Here is a 17,309-nt window from a genome sequence, read left to right as displayed (position 1 = left end):
GCCCATCCAAGGAGGCATTCATGGATGAATGGACCTACGACCCGGAAAAGGCACGGCAATTCGCCGTTGAGGTGATGGAACGCTCCAACCAGAATATTTTTGCCTGCTATCAGTGCCGACGCTGCGCATCCGGGTGCACTGTGGGTGAAGAGATCGGCTTCACCCCGGACCGACTTATCCGCATGGTGATCACGGGCAATCGCAAAGCCGCCCTTGAAAATGCCCTGGTCTGGCAATGCGTTGCTACACCTGCGGCACCCGCTGCCCCAACGACATCCAGGGTGGACGGGTCACCGAAACCCTCAAGAAAATGAGCCGCGAAGACAACCTGGTCCCCATGAGCCCCACCATCGCCTACTTCCACGACTCCTTCGTCACCGGATGCACACGGTGGGGACGGGTCAATGAAGTCCAGTTCATGGGATCCTACGAAATGAAACACATGGCCAAGAACCTCGTCAGCTTCAAGTTCGGTGCCGTGTGGAAAGAGATTCGCCAGCAGACCCTCCTCATGGGTGCCATGCTGAAGCAGCGCCGTCTCCACCTCAAGCTCCAGACGGCAAAAGGCCGCAACGAAGTCCGTTCCTTTTATAAACAAGCCATGGAAAAGAAAAAAAAGAGCAGAAGCACCCCGCAGCCCCGGTAATGGCAGAAGCCATTTCGGGCGGCCCGGGATACCCACCCGGCACGGATATCCAACAACCTTCAACCGGAGGACCCCATGGAGCTGGCTTACTACCCCGGATGTTCCCTGCACCAGTCGTCGCAGTTCTACGACCACCAGACGCGCCTTGTCTTCTCCACCCTGGGCATCGAGCTCACCGAGATCTCCGACTGGAGCTGCTGCGGGGCAACCTCCGCCGGCAAGTTCGATGATTTCCTCGCCGTGGCCCTTCCCGCCCGAAACCTGGGCATTGCCGAGGCCTCCGGCTTCGATGAGATGGTGGTCCCCTGCTCGGGCTGTTACTCCAGCCTGCTCATGAGCCAGGTCCGTTTAAAGGAGAACCCCGCCCTGCTCTCGGAGATCAACCGGGAGCTCACCAGCAAGGTAGACGGCGCCCTCAAGCTGCTCACCATTCTGGATGTCCTGCTCAAGGCCACGGCAAAGCCCGGGGTCAAAGAACAGGTGGTCCACCCCTTAAACGGCATCAAGGCGGCCTGCTACTACGGCTGCATGACACGTTTTGCCTACGACGTGCCCATCTCCGATGATGTGGAAAATCCCAGGGGGATGGAAACCCTGGTGGAATTCTTCGGCGGGGAGACCATGGACTGGAGCTACAAAACCGCCTGCTGCGGGGCGTCCGCCGCCATCAACGACCCGGACACGGCCATGACCCTCATGGCAAAGATCATGCGGGACGCCCTGGCCCGCAAGGCCAACTGCATCGTCACCACCTGCCCCATGTGCCAGCTCAACCTGGACGCCTACCAAGAGCGATTCTGCAATACCCACGGCATCTACGAAAGACTGCCCGTCTACTTCATCACCGAACTCGCCGGGCTGGCACTGGGGCTCCCCATGGACTCCCTCAACATGAAACAGCACTTCATCGACGTCACCGGCCTGATCAAAGAAACCGGCATCCTGGAAGAGACCCGAACGGCCTGACACCTCAACATCCGAAGCAGGCACAGGCACACGCCTTCTACGCGGCTCCGGAACACGACCACTCGAAGGACTTCGACAACAACACCTTCAGACTTCGCACGGACCCGGCACCTGACCTCACACGCACCGGGTTCCCCATGACAGGGAGGCATCCATGACGAACACAAGCTCCGTACTGGTGGTGGGCGGGGGCATCGGCGGCATGCAGGCGGCCCTTGACCTGGCCGACAGCGGTTTCAAGGTCCACATGATCCAGCGGGAATCCTCCATCGGCGGCACCATGGTCATGCTGGACAAAACCTTCCCCACCGGGGACTGCTCCATGTGCATGATCTCCCCAAAAATGGTGGAGGTGGGCCGTCATCCCAACATCGAGATCCACCCCCTCTCCGAGGTGGCGAGGATCGACGGCACCCCTGGAGACTTCACCGCCGTCATTCACCAGAAGGCCCTGTACGTCGACCCCGACAAGTGCACGGGGTGCGGAAGCTGTGAAGAGAAATGCCCCAAAAAGGTCCCCTCGGAATTCGAGCAGGGCCTGGCTCCCCGCAAGGCCATCCATGCCCTCTTCTCCCAGGCCGTTCCCTCCACCCGGGTCATTGACGCCTCCCAGTGCATCTACCTCACCAAGGGCAAATGCCGGGCCTGTGAAAAAGTCTGCACAGCCGGGGCCATCCGCTTTGACGACACGGACAAGGAGTTCACCCTGAGAGCAGGGGCCGTGATCCTTTCCCCGGGCCTTACCCGCCACGACCCCACCATCCATCAGGAGCTGGGCTACGGCAGGTGGCCCAATGTGGTCACCTCCCTGCAGTTCGAGCGCATCCTCTCGGCTTCCGGACCTTTCCAGGGCCACATCACCCGACCTGCCGACGGCACCCACCCGAAAAAAATCGCCTGGCTCCACTGCGTGGGCTCCCGGGATCCCCATAACTAGTTCCGTCTGTCTGCTGCATGTACACCACCAAGCAGGCGGTCATCGCCAAGGAGCACGACAGCGCGGTGGAGCCAACCATCTTCTACATGGACATGCGGGCCCACGGCAAAGACTTCGACCGCTACATTGAGCGAGCCAAAACCGACTACGGGGTGCGCTACATCCGGGCCATGATCTCCGACGTGCGGGAAACGGCCGAAGACGGCAACCTCACCCTGCGCTACGAGCGCCCGGACGGCTCCCTGATCTCCGAGTCCTTCGACATGGTGGTCCTCTCCGTGGGCCTTCAGCCCAGAAAAGACGCCGCGGACTTTGCCGAAACCTTTGGCATTGACACCGACGCCCACCTGTTCCCCAAAACAGGTCCCTTTTCTCCCGTGGCCTCCTCACGGCCCGGGGTGTACGTCACCGGCTGCTATCAAGGCCCCAAGGACATCCCGGAAACCGTGGCCCAGGGCAGCGCTGTGGCAGGGGCAACCATGGCCCTTCTCAGCGAGGCCAGGGGCACGGAGATCACCACGCGCACCCTCCCCCCGGAAACCGTAACCGCAGAGGACGAGCCCCGCGCCGGTGTCTTTGTCTGCCACTGCGGGGTCAACATCGCCCAGACCGTGGACGTCAAATCCGTGGCCGAGATCGCCTCGGGCATTGAAGGCGTTGTCCACGCCGAGGACCTGGTCTACGCCTGCGCCCAGGACAGCCAGGAGATCATCCGGCAACGCATCACCGACAAAGGCCTCAACCGCGTTGTGGTGGCCTCCTGTACCCCCCGCACCCACGAGCCCCTCTTCCGGGAGACCATCCGGGCCGCAGGGCTCAACCCCTACCTCTTTGAACTGGCCGACATCCGGGAGCAGTGTTCCTGGTGCCACATGGGGCAAGGGGAAGAGGCCACCCAAAAAGCCAAAGAGCTCGTCTCCATGAGCATTGAAAAGGCCTTGCGCCTCATGCCCGTGGCCACGGCCACCGTGCCGGTCACCCCCCGGGCCCTTATAGTTGGCGGCGGCATCGCAGGGCTCACCTGCGCCCTCTCCCTTGCCGACCAGGGGTACGGAGTGGACCTGGTGGAAAAAGAGACCCAGCCCGGCGGGCTCCTGGCCGGTGTCTCCACAAGCTGGGACGGGGGCGATGTGGCCGAGTGCATCCGGCAAAGCCTGGAACGCGTGGCAACCCATGAACGGATCACCGTGCATGCCGCAACCGAAGTGGAGACCAGCGAAGGCTACGTGGGCAACTTCACCACCACCCTCACCGACGGAGCCACCGTGGAGCACGGCGCCGTGATCATGGCCACCGGCGGCACCTGGCACGAACCTGCCTCTTTTCTCTACGGAGAAGACCGCCGGGTCATGATCCTGCGGGACCTTGAGGCATCCCTGGAGCAGGCCCCGCCAAAGGACGGGGAACAGGTTCTCTTTATTCAGTGTGCGGAATCCCGGTGCGAGCCCCGTAACTATTGCTCCCGCATCTGCTGCCAGGAGTCCGTCAAACACGCCGTGGCCATCAAAAAAGCCAACCCCAAGGCCCACGTCACCATCATCTACCGCGAAATGCGCACCTACGGCATGCGGGAAATGCTCTACGCCGAGGCCAGGGACTTAGGGGTCCTTTTCGTGCGCTACAGCCTGGACAACATGCCGGAGCTCACCCCGTTAACCGACGGCATCGAGGTCCGCCTCAACGACGAGATGGCCGGGTTCCCCATCCGCTTCGTGGTTCAGCGCCTTGTGCTGGCTGCAGGGCTGAACCCTCACCCCTCCACCGGGGAGATGGCCGAAAGGTACAAACTCACCACCAACAGCGACGGCTTTCTCCTGGAAGCCCACGTCAAGCTCAGGCCCGTGGACTTTCCCAGCGAAGGCTACTACGTGGCAGGCCTGGCCCACGCCCCGAAAAACATCGATGAAACCATCAGCCAGGCCCTTTCTGCCGCAGGCAGGGCAGGGGTGCTCCTCTCCAAAAAAGAGCTGGCCGTCTCCGGGGCCGTGGCCAAGCACAACCGGGACCTCTGCATGAGCTGCCTGGCGTGCGTCCGCAACTGCCCCTACGGCGCCCCCTTCATCGACACCGACGGCAAGGTGAGCCACAACGAGGTCAAGTGCGTGGGCTGCGGCATCTGCGCCGGGGTTTGCCCGGCCAAGGCTTTCCAGGTCAACAGCTTTAAAGACGATCAGATCGCGGCCATGATCGAGGCGGCGGCGCCGGGGAAAGTGGCCAATGGCGAGCAGTAATAAGTAGCAACCCGTTTCCAATGGATATCCAAACACATGGAGGCCCCATGGCAGATTCGGTAACAAACATGGAGACCGAAGCGCACGGCACGGCACCGGCATGGCAGCCCAAGATCCTTGCCTTTGCCTGTCACTACTGTGCCTTTGCAGCGGCCGACCTGGCCGGAGTAATGCGTCTCTCCTACCCCACCAACGTCAAAACCATCCGGCTTCCATGCACGGGCAAGCTGGACCACGGCTACGTTCTCCAGGCCTTTGAACGGGGGTTTGACGGCATCTTCGTGGCGGGTTGACTCCAGGACCAATGCCATTTCCTGGAAGGAAATACAAACGCTGCCAAACGCGTCACCCGTCTCAAGGGTCTCATCGCCCAGGTGGGCCTGGAGCCGGAGCGCCTGGAAATGTTCAACCTCTCCGCCGCCATGGGACCCAGGTGGGCGGAGATCTGCCGTGATTTTACGGAAACCGTACGAGAACTCGGGCCATCGCCCTTCGGAGAACCCCATCAAGGAGACAAGCGATGATCGTCGGACAGCAGAAACCGTTGGAAGAGATCTGGGAGATGGTCAAGGACCAGAAACGCCTGCTCGTGCTGGGCTGCAACACCTGTGTGGCGGTCTGCCATGAGGGGGGAAGCAAAGAGGCCGGGATCATCGCCTCCCTGCTCCGCATGAAGGCAACCAAGGAAGGCGTCACCATGGAGATCACCGAAGGGGGCGTGGAACGGCAGTGTGAAGAGGAGTTTTTCGCCCCCATGCTGGGAGCCATTGCCGACACCGACGCCGTGCTCTCCACGGCCTGCGGCATCGGCGTGCAGTTCATCGCCGCCTTCTGGAAAGACAAACCGGTCTTTCCGGCCCTGAACACCACCTTTTTAGGAGGGGTGGAGACCGAAGGGATCTTTTCCGAGCGCTGCCAGGCCTGCGGAAGCTGCGTGCTCGGACGCACCGGCGGCATCTGCCCCATCTCGCGCTGCGCCAAACGGGTCTTGAACGGCCCCTGCGGCGGATCGGTGGACGGACGTTGCGAGATCAACAAGGACACCCCGTGTGCCTGGCAGCTCATCGTGGACCGCCTCAGGGAGCTGAACCAGATGGATCGCTACGAAGAGCTCTCCCCCATCCAGGACTGGTCAACAGACCGGGCCGGCGGTCCGAGAACCCTGGAACAGGAGGACCTGAAAAAATGAGACCCAAACGAACCCCGCGCACCGCAAGCCGCCTGGAACACGTCCTGGCCCAGGGTCATCTGGCCGTCACCTCCGAGTGCGGCCCCCCCAGGGGCACAGACGGCAACGTACTGGAGACCAAGGGAGCCATGCTCAAAGGTTACGTCGACGTGGTGAACGTCACGGACAATCAGACCTCCATGACCCGGCTCTGCAGCCTGGCCGCCTCCATCCGGCTGAAACAGGCAGGGCTGGAGCCTGTTCTCCAGATGGTCACCCGGGACAAAAACCGCATCGCCCTGCAAAGCGATATCCTGGGGGCCGCCTCCTTTGACATCAACAACATCCTCTGCCTCACCGGCGACCACCAGAGCTTCGGGGACTGCAAGACCGGTCAGAATGTCCACGACCTGGACTCCATGCAGCTCCTCCAGGTGGTCCGGCAGATGCGTGACGACGGCACCTTCATCGGTGGCGATGCCATCAGCCGTCCGCCGGAGATGTTCATCGGAGCGGCGGCCAACCCCTTTGCCGACCCCTTTGAGATCCGCGTCCCCCGCCTGGCCAAGAAAATCGCCGCAGGGGCCGAGTTCATCCAGACCCAGTGCATCTATAACGTCGATAAATTCGAAGCGTGGATGCAAGGAGTCCGGGACCGGGGCCTCCACGAGCAGACCTACATCCTTGCAGGGGTCACCCCCTTTAAAACCGCGGGCATGGCCAAGTACATGCGCAGCCGCGTCCCGGGCATCGACGTCCCCGAAGAGCTGGTCAAACGCATGAGCGACACCCCCAAAGAGAAACAGGCCGACGAAGGCATCGCTATCTGCCTGGAAACAATTGAGCGCCTCAAGGAGGTGGAGGGGGTCTGTGGCTTCCACGTCATGGCCATCGAATGGGAAGAGAAGGTTCCCGAAATTGTTAAACGGGCAGGACTCTATCCCAGGCCGGAGCTGGAGGAGCCCGCACCGATGCCCGCATCGGCGGCCGCCCCCTGACCCGATTATATTGATTGAACATTCAAGAAATTAAGCCAGCTCTGTGTTACCATAACAGAAGCCCCAAGCCACCTGCAGGCGTCAAGACCGAACAACCCCGGAGCATGACCGCAAGGGCCTGCCCTTGCCCCCCATACCCCACATCCTGGCCGGGCGGGAAACCGCCCGGAAAGGCGCGACCGGCCTCGGTGGGATACCACGGATACCGGACCGCACCTGAGCCATCAACCCATGCCGATCAAGGAGGTTGCCATGACTGAAAAGAAGCGTGTTCTTGTGGTGGATGACGAACCCGATATGACCCTCGTCATCAAAAAAAGGCTCGAAAGAGAAGGGTTCCTCACCGAGGTGGCCTACAACGGAAGCGAGGCCATCGCCAAGGTGGAGGCCAACCCTCCAGATGCCATTGTCCTTGACGTCATGATGCCGGAGATGGATGGCTACGCAGTCTGTGACCAGTTGAAAAACGACGAAAAGTACGAGGGCATTCCCATCCTCATGCTCACCGCCGTGGCCGACCACGTGGGCTCCACCCGCTACTCCCATTACGACGGGCGGGCCATGGAGGCCGATGACTACATTCCCAAGGGCCCCGATTCCACCGAAGAGATCGTTGCAGGCGTCAAGCGGCTGCTGATGTAATCCATCGCCACAAAAACGGATTCCCCGGGCAAGCCGACATCGTGTTAACGGCGTTGCCCGGGGTATCTCCGCTGGGGAAACACAAAATGCACCCCCTTTGGGTGTCATGCATGCCATCAGGACACTGCCATGGAGATCAGAACATTCGAACCCAAGGAGAGATGCGGTCTTGTGGTGGTCATCACCGGCTACGGCAAAGGCAAGACCACCAGTGCCATGGGCATGGCCCTGCGGGCCACAGGCCACGGCATGAAGACCTGCATCATCCAATTCATGAAGGGGGATCTCTACTCTGGAGAGTGGGACGGGGTCAAAAAACTCGGCGGCCTCGTGGAACTTACCGCCACCGGCAAAGGCTTCTGCGGCATCGAAGGCAACCCATACTCCCACGCCGAACACCGGAAAAACGCCCAGGATGCCGTGACCCTTGCCCACGACAAAATAGCCTCGGGCCGCTTTGACCTCCTCATCCTTGATGAAATCAACAACGCCCTTCACCTCAACCTCGTGGACCTTGATCAGGTCCATGCCCTCCTGGACAAACGCCCTGCCCTCCTCCACCTGGTCCTTACCGGCAGGGACGCCCACCCCGAAATCATCGACAGAGCCGACACCGCAAGCGAAGTCCGAGAAATCAAGCACGCCTACAGAAAAGGCATTGAACCCCAGCCGGGGGTAGATTTCTAAAGCCTCTGGCCTTGCGTACCGTTTTTCGGTGCGGGAGCCGCACCCTACGCTTCGCAACCCAGGCGGGACCGGGGGGTCCGTGGGACAGGAATCGTTTTCGTCGACGGACAAAAAGCCGATACCTCGGGAGGGTGCACCGTGCGCACCGTCAATTACCGAAGAAAGCGAATGGGTTACGGCGCTTTGAAATGACATTGGCTATAGACCAAAGCCGATGGTCTCGCGTTACGTTTGCGGTGCGGGGGCCGCACCCTACGCTTCGCAACCCAGGCGGGACCGGGGGTTGGCGGTCCCAAGGAAATCGTTTTCTTGTCGTACCAACAAAAAGCCGATACCTCGTTGGGTGCGCCGGTGCGCACCGCCAATTACCAAAGAAAGTGGACGAGTTACGGCGTCTTGAAATGGTGTCGGCGTGGCGAAAGCCGATGGCCTCGCGTTACGGTTGCGGTGCGGGGCGACCTGAAACGTTCGCAACCCAGGCGGAATCGGGGATTCCGTGGAGACAGGGAATCGTTTCTTGTCGTGGCGGCAAAAAGCCGATACCTCGTTGGGTGCACCGTGCGCACCGCCAATTACCGAAGAAAGCGAATGGGTTACGGCGTCGTAGAATGGCGTTGGATGTGGCCAAAGCCGATGGCCTCGCGTTACGTTTGCGGTGCGGGGGCCGCACCCTACGCTTCGCAGCCCAGGCGGGACCGGGAGTTCCGTGGGGACAGGGAATCGTTTTCGCCATGGTGGCAAAAGGCCGTTGTCCCGTAGGGTGCGCCGTGCGCACCGTCAATTACCGAAGAAAGCGAATGGGTTACGGCGTCGTAGAATGGCGTTGGATGTGGCCAAAGCCGATGGTCTCGCGTTAAGTTTTCGGTGCGGGGGCCGCACCCTACGCTTCGCAACTCAGGCGGGACCGGGGGGGCCGTGGGGACAGGGAATCGTTTTCGCCATGGAGGCAAAAGGCCGTTGTCCCGTAGGGTGCGCCGTGCGCACCGCCAATTACCCAGAAAGCCAATGAGTTACGGCGCTTAAGATGGGCTTTGGCGTGGTGATAGCGGTGGCATCGCGTTACGTTTGCGGTGCGGGGGCCGCACCCTACGCTTCGCAGACACGGGGGGGGGGTTGGGATTCATACGATGGAGGAAAAGGCACAAACTCACCAACCCCGCGACTAATTTTCACCCCCGGAGGGTAAAAAAGCAGGCCAAAGGCTTTCGGGTTTTCCCATCAGTTTTGGCCTGCTTTTTTATGAAAATGCTTAATCGGGGATGAGGTCGTAATAGTAGCGCATCACGTCGGTGCGGGTGACAATACCGATCATCCTGCCGTCTTCCACCACCGGCACCCGGCCGATGTCGTGTTTGATCATGAGCCGTGCCGCCTCCAGGGGGCTTTTTTCGGCTTCGATCTCCACCACGGACGGGCTCATGTAGGCTTTGACCGGGGATTTGAGTTGCTTTTCCTTGCGGATTTTTTTGAAGTCGCGTCGGGAGATCACCCCGCCAGGGACCTCTCCCCTGCCGTTGTCGGTGACCGGCACCCCGGTGCAGCCGCGTTCCCGAAGGAGCTCGCCCAGGGTTTCCATGGGGGTGGTGGCCTCCACGGAGACCACGGGAAAACTCATGATATCCCCAAGCTGCACCGAAGCCACCTGGTCGTTCTCCACGAGGTTGCAGAGCATGGTAAAAACGGCATCGGGGTTGTGGAAATCGGATTTGAACTGGGCTGCCCCGGCGCCGGGATGGCCGCCGCCCCCCAGGGTACGCATGAGTTTTCCCATGTCCAGGTTCTCGGCCGTGCTGCGACCGATGATCATGCACTTGCTGCCCTCCCCGTCGTAGAAGACGCCGAAGGCCGCGTCGCTGTTTTCCAGGTCCAGGAACATGTTCACAACCACGGAGAGGTTGGCCACATGGCCCTCGATGGGCACCGCCGCAAAGGAGAGGGTGTACCCGTTGACCTTGCGCCTCTCCGGGTTCTTCATCATCTCAAAGAGCACGGATTTCTGTTTTTCACCGTACACCTGCTTGAGAAAACCGCTTAAAACGGAGAGATCGGCCTTTCGGTCCAGGAGCCAGGCAACGGCCCGGGCATCTTCGGGGGTGGTGGATAGGCGGTAGGCTTCCGGTGTCCTCATAAATGCCGATGAGAAACAGGGTCGCCAAAATGGGGGTAAGGACCATGCGCCGGGCTTCAAGTTCGAGGATCAGGTGGGTGACGGCAGAGCCGTATCCCTCGTTTCGAACCATGTCGGCCTTGATGTCGCCGCCGTGGTGATGGTCCCAGATATGAATGGTGAGATCGTCCCGCTCCTGCAGAGGGGCAAACCCGTCCAGGCGCTTCCAGCTGTTGGTGTCCACCACAATAAGCTGGGTCACCTCATCCAGATTGATCTCCCGTGGGTGGAGGATCTCGAACAGATCCTTGTGAATGGCCATGAAGGCCCGAACATTGGCGTTGACGCTTTTGGGAAGAACCGGAACCGCATCCGGGTAAATCATGGTGGCGGCAATAAGGGAGGCCAACCCGTCAAAGTCGGTCCCCTTGTGGGTCGTCACGATCTGCATGGTATCTCCTGTGCCACAACTCTCCAGTCTTTAGAGGTCGGATTGAATGGTTTCCTTTAGGTTTCGTCCATATCGTACCGACAGCAGAGCCCTTTATGAATCTCCCTCAAGGCCTTGCCGAGCATCCGGCCTCCCCCATGGATCCATGAAAGTTATACCCACTGTATCAAGCATATTGTAAAAAGGATCACGGATTTTTCAACCCCTGCCCCAACATTTCCTCCACAAAAAAGGAAAGCCCGCAGAAACAGCTCCTCCATAAGGATCGTGGATTCCGCCCGGCCCGGCATCCGTCCTCATCCCACTGCGCAAATACGCAACCCACTTTTCATGAGGTATCCTATCCCACCAAGCAATCTCGGTTTAAAGAGGCATTTGGCCCTTGAAACAGCAGGGAGTCTCGAATCACAGCCCGGCCATTGAGGTTTTCCGCAACGCCATAGGCCACTCCCCTTGCGCCCCCCGCCCCCGCCACCCCGAAAAGCCGCTATTTGGTAATAATAATGGTGTTCATGCTGGTGGGTTCATGGTACATAACACACATCGTGTCAACCCGAAGGGAACGACGCGATTGATATTTCAAGGCTGAAATCACGGATCGGGCTTCTGATTTACGCAATCACAAACCCATATCTTGCCGAAAGGCACGGAACGAGACGTTCCCGACAGCCCATTTTCTTACGGTGACCGACCCTTCGGGCGGCCACACCAACATCACAGAGTCAGGTTGTGCACATGAGCAAGATCATCATCACGGTAATCGGAAAAGACCGGCCCGGCATCGTCTCATCGGTGGCCCGGGTTCTTCTGCAGCTGGACTGCAACATAGAAAATGTCAGCCAGACCATCCTTCAGTCCGAATTTGCGGGTCTTTACATTGTCTCCATGCCGGCGGGTACCGATCTGGAAGCGGTCACCGAGGCATTCAACGGCGCCTTTCAGGAAGATGGCCTCCAGGTCCACATCAGCCCTCTGGACGTTAACGCACCCCAGGTCGAGTGTGAAGGCGAGCACTTCATCATCACCACCATCGGACCGGACAGCAAGGGGCTGGTGTACGACATTTCCAACGTCATCGCTGAAGCGGGCGTCAACATCATCAACCTGACGGCCGTGTTCGAAGGCGGGGACAACCCGGAGCGAAACATCATGGTCTACGAGATCCTGGTCCCAGACACCGTGGACCGGCACATTCTCTCCGCCACCCTCAAGGAGAAGGCCGCCAGCCTCAACCTGGCTCTCACCTTCCAGCACAAGAACATCTTCGACACGGTGAACCGCATTTGAGTGTGAACCACCGCCGTCTTTTTACAATGAAGCAAAAAAACATGTCAGGAACAGACCATGCTTAGCGATAACGAACTGATATCCACCGTGGAGATGCTCAAATACGAGCACCTCGACGTCCGTACCGTGACCCTCGGGATCAACCTCTTTGACTGCGCCAGCCACGACCTGGAGACCTTCAAGTCCAACCTGCGCAAAAAAATCACCCGCCTTGCCGGCCCCCTTGTGGCCACCTGCAACGCCATCGGAGACAAATACGGCATCGAGGTGGTGAACAAACGTATCTCCATCAGCCCCATCGCCGTGGTGGCCGCCCCCTTCAACGCCGACCAGATGGTTGAGATCGCCAAAACCTTGAACGACATTGCCGTGGAAGTGGGCGTGGACTTCATCGGCGGCTTCTCCGCCCTGGTGGAAAAAGGCATGGCCAACGGAGACCGGGCCCTCATCGAAGCCATCCCCGAAGCCCTCACCCAGACCGAGCGCATCTGCGCCTCGGTGAACGTGGGCTCCACCCGGGCAGGCATCAACATGGACGCGGTGCTCCTCATGGCCCAGGCCATCAAGCGCGGGGCCGCCCTCACCGCCGACAAGGACGGCCTTGCCGTGGCCAAACTCTGCGTCTTCTGCAACATCCCCCAGGACGTGCCCTTCATGGCCGGGGCCTACCTCGGCACCGGCGAAGCCGACGCCGTCATCAACGTGGGGGTCAGCGGCCCCGGCGTGGTGAAGCGTGCCATTGACCGAGCCGTGGAAGCCAAGCCCAACCTGGGCCTCGGTGACATCGCCGAGATCATCAAGCGCACAGCCTGCAAGGTCACCCGCGTGGGCGAGCTCATCGGCCGTGAAGTGGCCCAGACCCTCGACATCCCCTTCGGCGTGGTGGACCTCTCCCTGGCCCCCACCCCCACCGTGGGAGACAGCGTGGGCGAGATCTTCCAGAGCCTGGGTCTCATCAGCATCGGCGCACCGGGCAGCACCGCCGCCCTTGCCATGCTCAACGACGCCGTGAAAAAAGGCGGCGCCTTTGCCAGCTCACACGTGGGCGGCCTCTCCGGCGCCTTTATCCCGGTGAGCGAGGACCTGAACATCGAAGAGGCCTCCGAAGGGCTGCAACATCGAAAGCGAAGCCATGACCTGCGTCTGCTCCGTGGGCCTGGACATGGTGGCCATCCCCGGTGCCACCTCCGAGGAGACCATCGCAGGGATCATCGCCGACGAGATGGCCATCGGCATGATCAACAACAAGACCACCGCCTGCCGCCTCATCCCCGTGCCCGGCAAAGTGGCCGGAGAAAGCGCCCACTACGGGGGCCTCCTGGGCCACGCCACCATCATCGACGTGAAAAACTGCCAGGGCCGCAACGACTTCGTCCTCCACGGTGGCCGCATTCCGGCGCCCATCCACAGCCTGAAAAACTAAGGGATGGTGTAAAATTTGGCCTCCGGCGGCCCTGCCGGAGGCCAACGTTTAATCCGTCTTCGCCTGCAAAGACGGTTGCCCCATGTCATACATCACGCGAATGCCCAGAACGATGGCATAATGGATGCCTCCATGCATTCGCCATAGGGTTTCCAGTGCCCCCACCTGGCCGCCGGAGGCTGCTTTCGTCAATCGGTGCGCACGGCGCACCCTACCATTCCCCCGCAGCAATCCTGGCTACTGATCCGTAGAGTGCGCCCCCCCCACCGCCTTCGCCGCGCAAATCACCGCCCCTCTCCCCCAAATAAAAAACGGGCACCCCGAAGGGTACCCGTTAATTTGTTTCACAGTCGTTCGAGTGGGTCTATGCCGTATAATTGGCCCACTTCGAATCGATCATGCCTTGCATCTCTTCGATTACCGCATCGGAGAGGGAGCTGAAGCGACGCTGGGTCTGGAAGTACTCGGTGACGGGGGTGCGCTCTTTGCCCACGCACTTAGCAGACTCACCGGTAAGGGAGAACTCGCCCTTGACGATCTCGTAGAGGTCGAACAGGCCGGTGGTGACCCCCAGCTTGCCGATCTTCACGGTGTTGCGGGTGGGAAAGCCCCAGCCCGAGGGGCACGGGGTGTGGACGTGGATGTAGCGGGTCCCGCCCTTCATGGAGGCGGCCTTCTTCACCTTGTCGTAGAGATCCAGGGGGTAGGCGGCCGAGGCCGTGGCCACGTAATCGATCCCATGGGCAGCGATGATGCTCGGCACGTCCTTTTTGTGCTGGAGCTTGCCCTTGATGGGGGTGGTGGTGGTCATGACGCCCTTGGGGGTGGTGCCGGAACGCTGCACACCGGTGTTCATGTAGGCTTCGTTATCATAGCAGATGTAGATGATGTCCTCACCGCGCTCGCAGGCGCCGGAGAGGGCCTGGATGCCGATGTCCCCGGTGCCGCCGTCGCCGGCAAAGGCCACGACATTCAAGTGATCCCGCCCGGTGGCGCGCAGAGCGGCCCGTACGCCGGTGGCGGCCGCGGCCGTGGAGGCAAAGGTGACGTTCACGCAAGGAAGCTTGGTGGAGGCCACGGGGTAGAGCCCCTGGAGAACAGTCAGACAGCTGGGAGGAACGGCCAACACCGTATCCTTGCCCAGGGCTTTCAGGGCGGTGCGGTACACGATGCCCAGACCGCAGCCGGAGCAGGCGCGGTTGCCCGGATTCATGATCTCTTCATCCGTCAGGCTCAAAATCGTTGTTTTCTTGTCATTATCCATGGCAGCCACCCTCTACAGCTTCAGGCCGATCCACCGGGGTTCATCCCCGACAGCGGCTTCTTTGTTGATGGATTCGGTCAGGGCGTCGTACAGGTGCTGGGTCTTGATCTCCCGGCCCCCAAGGCCCACGATGTAGTTGTGCACGAACGGCCGGGTCTCGGCGCTGTAGAGCGCGGACTTGACGTCTGCATAGAGAGCGCCCTGGTTGCCGTAGGAGAGAGCCTTTTCAAGCACGATGACGCCCTTGAACGCGGAAAGGGCCTCGCGCACGGCGGCGTCGGGGAAGGGCCGGTAGACCTTCAGGCCCATGACACCCACCTTGATCCCCTCTTCCCGCATGGCATCCACCACGTCGCGGAGCTGGTAGGAGAGAGATCCCATGCAGAAGGCCACGTAGTCGGCATCCTCACAGCGGTAGGGCTCCAGGAAGGGCTCTCCGCCACGGCCGAAGATCTCGCCGAACTCCCCGTCGATCTTTTCGATCTCGGAAAGGGCCGCGCGCAGGTCCGTGTGCAGGGTCTTGCGGATCTCCATGTAACCGGGGGCCGTGTTGCCGTGGAGGTCGGGCCGCACGTCCGGCAGGGTCACGGTGTTGAAGTTCCGGGGCTTCTCCGGGTTCAGGAAATGGGTGGGCTCAAAGCCGGGCAGAAAGGCGTCCACCTTCTCCTGCTCGGGCACGTCAAAGGGCATGTAGGTATGGGACAGAAGGTAGCCGTCGTAGCACACCATAACGGGGATGCTCACGGTTTCGGCCAGCTTAAAGGCCTTGAGCACCGTGTCGTGGATCTGCTGGTGGTCGGCGCAGTAAAGCTGAATCCAGCCCAGGTCACGCTGGCTCACCGTGTCCTGATGGTCGTTCCAGACGGTCCAGGGCGCGCCCACGCCGCGGTTGGCCACACACATGACGATGGGAAGACGGGCCCCTGCCGCCCAGTGGAGCTGCTCGTTCATGTAGAGCAGGCCGTTGGCGCTGGTGGCGGTAAAGGAGCGGGCCCCTGCGGTGGAGGAGGCGATGCACACGGCCATGGCGCTGTGCTCGCTCTCCACGGGAATGTATTCGGCAGGGAGGTCACCGGACTCGACGAACTCGGACAATTTTTCCGTCAGAGGGGTCTGCGGCGTGATGGGGTAGGCGGCGATTACCTGGGTCCTCGCCAGTTTGACCCCAGTTGCGGCAGCCACGTTGCCTGATTCAATCACATGCATGGTCTATTTCTCCTCCTTGGTAAAGCTCGCCTCGGGCACCATGGAGATGGCCCCGGCGGGACACTCCTCGGCGCAGATGCCGCACCCCTTGCAGTAGGTATAATCAATGGTGGGCGGAATGGTCTTGGTGACCACCGCGTCGGGGCAGTAGAGCCAGCAGTTGAAACACGACGGCTTCCCGGTTTTGGCGGGAATACACTTCTCCGTATCGATGACGGGACGAACCACCCGCCAGGATCCGGTGTTGCCCCCGTCCCCGGGGCCCGGTTCACTGACAGAGATCATGTTGCAGAATGCGTCTTTGGACATCAGGCACCTCCGATGACTGTGCGATCATAAGTAAGGGCGGCCGCCCGGGCGTTCTCCTCGGGCTTCATGACGGAAAACTCGTTGAGGATGGCTTCCCTCAAAAGGTCACGGCTCACCAGACCGGTGGCCTTGGCAAAGGCACCGATGATCCCGGTGTTGACGATGCCGGGGGCCAGGCCGGCCTCCAGGGCATGGGATGTCACATCGGAGATGGAGAGTTTGTGGGCGCCGAAGTCGTAGGTGTCTATGGCTTTCGGGGTGTTGAGGATAATCTGCCCCCCGTCCTTCAGGCCATGGGTGACGTCCACTTCCTCAAGGAGGGTGTGGTCCAGAACCACAACCATATCCGGGGTTTCAATGGGAGAGAGATCGTAGATTTTCTCCCGGGAGATCTTCAGGGACGTGAAAACGGGGGCTCCCCTGCGCTCCGTTCCGAAGGTGGGGGCCATAACCACACCTTTGTAGCCTGCCTTGAACACGGCGTTGGCCACAACCTTGGCGGCTGTGATGGCACCCTGACCTCCCCGGCCGTGCCAACGGATTTCAATGATGTCCTGTCTCATGTTTCACCACTTTCAGCACGTGATGTGCCTTGATCATGCCTGGCACCTGCCCGATAGCGCCCGGGAAGGTGCAGAATATCCAAAGATATCCGACCCGGAATCATTCCGGGCCAGGGGGATACGATACCACCTGCGCCGTCCTTCCGTCTACCCTCGGAAAAGCGTGCTGAATCAGGGAGCTGCCGTATCCTTTCACATTGCTTGGGCTGCCTTTCACTTGACGTTAACGTCAAGATCAATCAAGAAGCAATATCGCAAACCAAATTCCCTTGTCAAGCCCCTTTGCACAAGTTGGTCCGTCCCAGGCCGAAAACTTTGTTAATATGCGTTTTTCAAGGACATTGGCCACATTCTTCTTGATTTACCCCTCGGATACCGCTATCTAAATTTTAAAACCTGTGCGCACTTGCCGCTCAAGGCGTCA

The 17,309-nt window shown here is 60.6% G+C and carries 18 protein-coding genes; 12 read left to right on the top strand and 6 right to left on the bottom strand.

The window, feature by feature from the left end; translation table 11 throughout:
• The first annotated feature begins 20 nt into the window (after positions 1-20).
• The 10 genes from ACOYW1_RS08270 (at position 21) to ACOYW1_RS08225 (ending at position 8,275) form a co-directional block, all read left to right on the top strand.
• Positions 21-314, top strand: a complete 294-nt coding sequence (locus tag ACOYW1_RS08270; RefSeq protein WP_482422422.1) for a hypothetical protein — start codon at positions 21-23, stop codon at positions 312-314.
• Positions 236-646, top strand: a complete 411-nt coding sequence (locus ACOYW1_RS08265; protein WP_482422421.1) for a hypothetical protein — start codon at positions 236-238, stop codon at positions 644-646. Before ACOYW1_RS08270 ends, ACOYW1_RS08265 begins: the two co-directional genes overlap by 79 nt.
• Positions 647-721: 75 nt before the next feature.
• Positions 722-1,612 carry a CoB--CoM heterodisulfide reductase iron-sulfur subunit B family protein gene (locus tag ACOYW1_RS08260; protein WP_482422420.1) on the top strand — a complete coding sequence of 297 codons (891 nt, stop codon included), beginning with the start codon at positions 722-724 and terminating at the stop codon, positions 1,610-1,612.
• 154 nt (positions 1,613-1,766) lie between these two features.
• Positions 1,767-2,549, top strand: coding sequence for a 4Fe-4S dicluster domain-containing protein (locus ACOYW1_RS08255; protein WP_482422419.1), 783 nt, complete (start codon positions 1,767-1,769; stop codon positions 2,547-2,549).
• A 17-nt stretch (positions 2,550-2,566) separates the two neighbouring features.
• On the top strand, positions 2,567-4,780 hold the full coding sequence (locus ACOYW1_RS08250) for a CoB--CoM heterodisulfide reductase iron-sulfur subunit A family protein (RefSeq protein ID WP_482422418.1): 2,214 nt from the start codon (positions 2,567-2,569) through the stop codon (positions 4,778-4,780).
• Positions 4,781-4,800: 20 nt separating this feature from the next.
• A complete protein-coding gene (locus ACOYW1_RS08245) occupies positions 4,801-5,304 on the top strand; it encodes a hydrogenase iron-sulfur subunit (RefSeq protein WP_482422417.1) in 504 nt (167 codons plus the stop codon).
• Entirely contained in the window at positions 5,301-5,969 is a 669-nt protein-coding gene (locus ACOYW1_RS08240; protein ID WP_482416761.1) for a methylenetetrahydrofolate reductase C-terminal domain-containing protein, read from the top strand. The genes ACOYW1_RS08245 and ACOYW1_RS08240 overlap by 4 nt, the downstream gene beginning before the upstream one ends.
• The gene (locus ACOYW1_RS08235) at positions 5,966-6,946 is read left to right on the top strand and encodes a methylenetetrahydrofolate reductase (protein WP_482422416.1); all 981 of its coding nucleotides are present in this window, start codon (positions 5,966-5,968) and stop codon (positions 6,944-6,946) included. Before ACOYW1_RS08240 ends, ACOYW1_RS08235 begins: the two co-directional genes overlap by 4 nt.
• Before the next feature lie 252 nt (positions 6,947-7,198).
• Positions 7,199-7,588: a response regulator transcription factor gene (locus ACOYW1_RS08230; protein ID WP_482422415.1), complete on the top strand. Its 390-nt coding sequence runs from the start codon at positions 7,199-7,201 to the stop codon at positions 7,586-7,588.
• A gap of 129 nt (positions 7,589-7,717) precedes the next feature.
• Complete coding sequence (locus ACOYW1_RS08225; RefSeq protein WP_482422414.1) at positions 7,718-8,275, top strand: cob(I)yrinic acid a,c-diamide adenosyltransferase; 558 nt, start codon at positions 7,718-7,720, stop codon at positions 8,273-8,275.
• 1,249 nt (positions 8,276-9,524) lie between these two features.
• On the opposite strand, the gene ACOYW1_RS08220 is transcribed toward ACOYW1_RS08225, so the two are convergent.
• Positions 9,525-10,151: a CBS domain-containing protein gene (locus ACOYW1_RS08220; RefSeq protein ID WP_482423688.1), complete on the bottom strand. Its 627-nt coding sequence runs from the start codon at positions 10,149-10,151 to the stop codon at positions 9,525-9,527.
• 127 nt (positions 10,152-10,278) lie between these two features.
• On the bottom strand, positions 10,279-10,833 hold the full coding sequence (locus ACOYW1_RS08215; RefSeq protein ID WP_482422413.1) for a DHH family phosphoesterase: 555 nt from the start codon (positions 10,831-10,833) through the stop codon (positions 10,279-10,281).
• Positions 10,834-11,568: 735 nt separating this feature from the next.
• Here ACOYW1_RS08215 and ACOYW1_RS08210 point away from each other — a divergent pair.
• Together ACOYW1_RS08210 and ACOYW1_RS08205 are read left to right on the top strand one after the other, a co-directional pair.
• Complete coding sequence (locus ACOYW1_RS08210; protein WP_482416765.1) at positions 11,569-12,120, top strand: glycine cleavage system transcriptional repressor; 552 nt, start codon at positions 11,569-11,571, stop codon at positions 12,118-12,120.
• Positions 12,121-12,177: 57 nt separating this feature from the next.
• On the top strand, positions 12,178-13,794 hold the full coding sequence (locus tag ACOYW1_RS08205; RefSeq protein WP_482422412.1) for a DUF711 family protein: 1,617 nt from the start codon (positions 12,178-12,180) through the stop codon (positions 13,792-13,794).
• Positions 13,795-13,907: 113 nt separating this feature from the next.
• Here ACOYW1_RS08205 and ACOYW1_RS08200 read toward each other — a convergent pair whose 3' ends face one another.
• The 4 genes from ACOYW1_RS08200 to ACOYW1_RS08185 are packed head-to-tail and all read right to left on the bottom strand — an operon-like array spanning position 13,908 to position 16,885.
• Positions 13,908-14,807 carry a thiamine pyrophosphate-dependent enzyme gene (locus tag ACOYW1_RS08200; protein ID WP_482422411.1) on the bottom strand — a complete coding sequence of 300 codons (900 nt, stop codon included), beginning with the start codon at positions 14,805-14,807 and terminating at the stop codon, positions 13,908-13,910.
• 12 nt (positions 14,808-14,819) lie between these two features.
• Positions 14,820-16,013: a pyruvate ferredoxin oxidoreductase gene (locus ACOYW1_RS08195; protein WP_482416767.1), complete on the bottom strand. Its 1,194-nt coding sequence runs from the start codon at positions 16,011-16,013 to the stop codon at positions 14,820-14,822.
• A gap of 3 nt (positions 16,014-16,016) precedes the next feature.
• Positions 16,017-16,322: a 4Fe-4S binding protein gene (locus tag ACOYW1_RS08190; RefSeq protein WP_218951021.1), complete on the bottom strand. Its 306-nt coding sequence runs from the start codon at positions 16,320-16,322 to the stop codon at positions 16,017-16,019.
• Complete coding sequence (locus tag ACOYW1_RS08185) at positions 16,322-16,885, bottom strand: 2-oxoacid:acceptor oxidoreductase family protein (RefSeq protein ID WP_218951020.1); 564 nt, start codon at positions 16,883-16,885, stop codon at positions 16,322-16,324. Before ACOYW1_RS08185 ends, ACOYW1_RS08190 begins: the two co-directional genes overlap by 1 nt.
• Positions 16,886-17,309: the final 424 nt, after the last annotated feature.

It is taken from the genome of Desulfoluna sp. CYM3A, from assembly GCF_056829965.1.
Note: the sequence above shows the minus strand (reverse complement) of the source record. Positions and strands in the feature narration are given on the sequence as shown.

Coding starts and splice junctions, on each gene's coding strand:
- ACOYW1_RS08270 (WP_482422422.1), top strand. CDS start 21: ATGGATGAATGGACCTACGACCCGGAAAAGGCACGGCAATTCGCCGTT.
- ACOYW1_RS08265 (WP_482422421.1), top strand. CDS start 236: ATGCGTTGCTACACCTGCGGCACCCGCTGCCCCAACGACATCCAGGGT.
- ACOYW1_RS08260 (WP_482422420.1), top strand. CDS start 722: ATGGAGCTGGCTTACTACCCCGGATGTTCCCTGCACCAGTCGTCGCAG.
- ACOYW1_RS08255 (WP_482422419.1), top strand. CDS start 1,767: ATGACGAACACAAGCTCCGTACTGGTGGTGGGCGGGGGCATCGGCGGC.
- ACOYW1_RS08250 (WP_482422418.1), top strand. CDS start 2,567: ATGTACACCACCAAGCAGGCGGTCATCGCCAAGGAGCACGACAGCGCG.
- ACOYW1_RS08240 (WP_482416761.1), top strand. CDS start 5,301: ATGATCGTCGGACAGCAGAAACCGTTGGAAGAGATCTGGGAGATGGTC.
- ACOYW1_RS08235 (WP_482422416.1), top strand. CDS start 5,966: ATGAGACCCAAACGAACCCCGCGCACCGCAAGCCGCCTGGAACACGTC.
- ACOYW1_RS08230 (WP_482422415.1), top strand. CDS start 7,199: ATGACTGAAAAGAAGCGTGTTCTTGTGGTGGATGACGAACCCGATATG.
- ACOYW1_RS08225 (WP_482422414.1), top strand. CDS start 7,718: ATGGAGATCAGAACATTCGAACCCAAGGAGAGATGCGGTCTTGTGGTG.
- ACOYW1_RS08220 (WP_482423688.1), bottom strand. CDS start 10,151: ATGTTCCTGGACCTGGAAAACAGCGACGCGGCCTTCGGCGTCTTCTAC.
- ACOYW1_RS08215 (WP_482422413.1), bottom strand. CDS start 10,833: ATGCAGATCGTGACGACCCACAAGGGGACCGACTTTGACGGGTTGGCC.
- ACOYW1_RS08210 (WP_482416765.1), top strand. CDS start 11,569: ATGAGCAAGATCATCATCACGGTAATCGGAAAAGACCGGCCCGGCATC.
- ACOYW1_RS08205 (WP_482422412.1), top strand. CDS start 12,178: ATGCTTAGCGATAACGAACTGATATCCACCGTGGAGATGCTCAAATAC.
- ACOYW1_RS08200 (WP_482422411.1), bottom strand. CDS start 14,807: ATGGATAATGACAAGAAAACAACGATTTTGAGCCTGACGGATGAAGAG.
- ACOYW1_RS08195 (WP_482416767.1), bottom strand. CDS start 16,013: ATGCATGTGATTGAATCAGGCAACGTGGCTGCCGCAACTGGGGTCAAA.
- ACOYW1_RS08190 (WP_218951021.1), bottom strand. CDS start 16,322: ATGTCCAAAGACGCATTCTGCAACATGATCTCTGTCAGTGAACCGGGC.
- ACOYW1_RS08185 (WP_218951020.1), bottom strand. CDS start 16,885: ATGAGACAGGACATCATTGAAATCCGTTGGCACGGCCGGGGAGGTCAG.